This window comes from Streptomyces chlorus, assembly GCF_042655885.1.
Taxonomy (GTDB): Bacteria; Actinomycetota; Actinomycetes; order Streptomycetales; family Streptomycetaceae; genus Streptomyces; species Streptomyces chlorus.
The window spans coordinates 1-2,147 of the sequence record NZ_JBHSOA010000013.1 but is presented as its reverse complement, the minus strand read 5'-3'; the positions used below and the strand labels follow the sequence as shown (position 1 = coordinate 2,147).

The 2,147-nt window shown below is 70.8% G+C and carries 3 protein-coding genes and 1 pseudogene; 2 read left to right on the top strand and 2 right to left on the bottom strand.

The annotated features are described in order from the left end of the window. Positions 1-103: 103 nt before the first annotated feature. Entirely contained in the window at positions 104-328 is a 225-nt protein-coding gene (locus ACFPZI_RS07735) for a hypothetical protein (protein WP_381360012.1), read from the bottom strand. A 90-nt stretch (positions 329-418) separates the two neighbouring features. Here ACFPZI_RS07735 and ACFPZI_RS07730 point away from each other — a divergent pair, with 90 nt between their 5' ends. Both ACFPZI_RS07730 and ACFPZI_RS07725 read left to right on the top strand, forming a co-directional pair. Continuing rightward, positions 419-796 (top strand): hypothetical protein, encoded by a 378-nt coding sequence (locus ACFPZI_RS07730; protein ID WP_381360010.1) that lies wholly within the window; start codon positions 419-421, stop codon positions 794-796. Further along, on the top strand, positions 793-1,170 hold the full coding sequence (locus tag ACFPZI_RS07725) for a hypothetical protein (protein ID WP_381360007.1): 378 nt from the start codon (positions 793-795) through the stop codon (positions 1,168-1,170). Before ACFPZI_RS07730 ends, ACFPZI_RS07725 begins: the two co-directional genes overlap by 4 nt. Positions 1,171-1,824: 654 nt before the next feature. On the opposite strand, the pseudogene ACFPZI_RS07720 reads toward ACFPZI_RS07725, so the two are convergent. Then, a pseudogene (locus ACFPZI_RS07720) lies at positions 1,825-2,094 on the bottom strand (transposase); the annotation flags it as partial. Positions 2,095-2,147: the final 53 nt, after the last annotated feature.

Below are 2,147 nucleotides of genomic sequence, written 5' to 3'. Positions count from 1 at the left end.
GCCCTGGCCGAGCGCACGGCTCCGGCTCCCCGGTTTGGCTCGACAGCCGAGGTCAGGGGCCTGCTACCCACTGGGACGAAGTGGTGCGAAATTAGCTAGACCATCACTTACCGCACTCTGAGAGATCCGGGTGACCGCGCGTGTGCCGCTGCTTGCGCGGCGCGTCCAGGTCGGCCCGCAGGATCGCGTCGATGACCAGATTGTGCGGATCGATGGCCATGGGGCGAGGCGGGAGCTTCTTGCGCGGCTCAAGCCAGGCGCAGCCCAGGTCCTTGCGGACCGTCCGCCACGTCACTGCGTGCTTGCGCTCGATCTCCCGCATCGTCATGCCGCCGTCACCGGCCGCGTCCGGCTGCGAGAACTGCCGCCAGGTCCCGGGTCGGCGACAGGCCTGTACCTGCGGGTAGGGTCCTTCGGCATGAGCACAACACCGCCCGACATACACCGGGTTGGCCTCCGCGCCGCCCCCGGAACCGGGGCGGCCTGCACCGCCGCCGCGTTCGGCGCCGGGTTCACCCGCGCCGCCGACCCAAGCGGCAGCGCGGACCCGGACCACATCGTCGTCGAGCACTCGGCCGGCCCCCGCCACGGCACCGGGACCCGGTCCAGGACCGGAAACCCGTCGCCCGGCGTGTGCACCGGCTATTTTGCGGCCCTGGGCCATGGGGCCGCCCTGCGAAAGGAGGCGCTCTCGACCGCCTGCCGGTTCCTCCGGGACAGCCGGGCCACGGACGCCGAAGCCGCTGCCCGGGCGCTACGGGACGCCGCCCGTGTGCTGGAACGGGGCCGCCGGTGAACACCCCCCGCCGGGTCACCCCGCGCCGCCTCGGCGCCGCCGCCGCGCTCTACGGCGTGTTCGTTGCGGGCTGGTACCTGGGTCAGCCCGTAAGCCCCGAATGCCACGTCGACCAGGCCGCCCGCGACCGGATCGCCGAGGAGTACGAAACCGCACCATCCCCCACCCCCACCCCGACGCCGACGGCGTACCCGTCACGGTACGACTCGATGTCCCCCCTCCAGCTCGACCCGACGCCGGACCCGGCCTCCCACCCGTATGGGGGCGCCGAGGACAGGTGGTCCCGGACGGTCACCATCTACGCCGCCACCTGCACCAACGACACGAGCGAACGCCCCCGCATGCGCGCGTGGTTCGAGGGCCACTGGCGGTAGAGAGGCGGTGTGGCCTGGGGTGTTGGCCGACGCGGGCGCCGGCCTCATAGCGTGCGACACTCCCCGGATGCCCGCCTGGATCACCCTGCGCCGCCTCGGCGCCGCCGCCACTGTGTACGCCGTGTTCCTGGCCGGGTGGTGGCTGGGCCAGCCCGTGCGCTCCGACGGCTGCCTCGAAGACCGGGGCACCGCCGGGGCAAACGGTCGTCCCGCACCGCCTGGGTTCCGCGTAATTCCGCGGCCTGGAGACGCGAATCTGGGGTGTGACCTGGGCGGACATGGGTGAGAGCACCTGAGAGGCGTTTCTCTAGGTGCTGATGTTCGCGCAGGTCAGCGGGCTTCCTGCGACGGTCGGCGGGGTGGCAGTCCGACCGCCAAGTTCGATCTACACGATAGAGGCCCAGGGCTTCACTCGGCGTACAGGTGGCGTTTTGTGCCGCCTTGCGGTGCTTTGGTGGGGCGAGCTGCTGGGGCATTGTCGGCCGACCAGCATGGTCTGGCGCTTTGCTGACCTGCGCGTTTCTCTATGCCTAGTAGGGCTTTGGTAGGTCCTGTGGTGGGGTTCGGGGGTGGGTGCGGGTTGGCCGCATATCGAGCAGGCGCCGGTCCAGGTGGCCAGGAGGGCCTGGAGTTCGCGGAGGACCGCGTAGAGGGTCAGGCCGGCGCAGGGGCTTTTGGGTCGAGCCGCAGCAGGGTGCAGAAGGCTTGGGCGAGGGAGGCGAGGGTGGTGTGGCGGTGCCAGCCGAGGTAGTTGCGGCCCTCGAAGTGGTCCAGGCCGAGACCGTCCTTGAGCTCGCGGTAGTCGTGCTCAACTCGCCAGCGGATCTTGGCGATCCGGACCAGCTCCCGCAGCGGGGTGTCGGCGGGCAGCGTCGAGAGCCAGTAGTCGGTCGGCTCGGCGGAGTCCGGTGGCCACTGAGGAAGTTTCATCGTGATTCGTGCAGGTCACCGGGCCTGGTGTGACGAGTCGTTGGGGT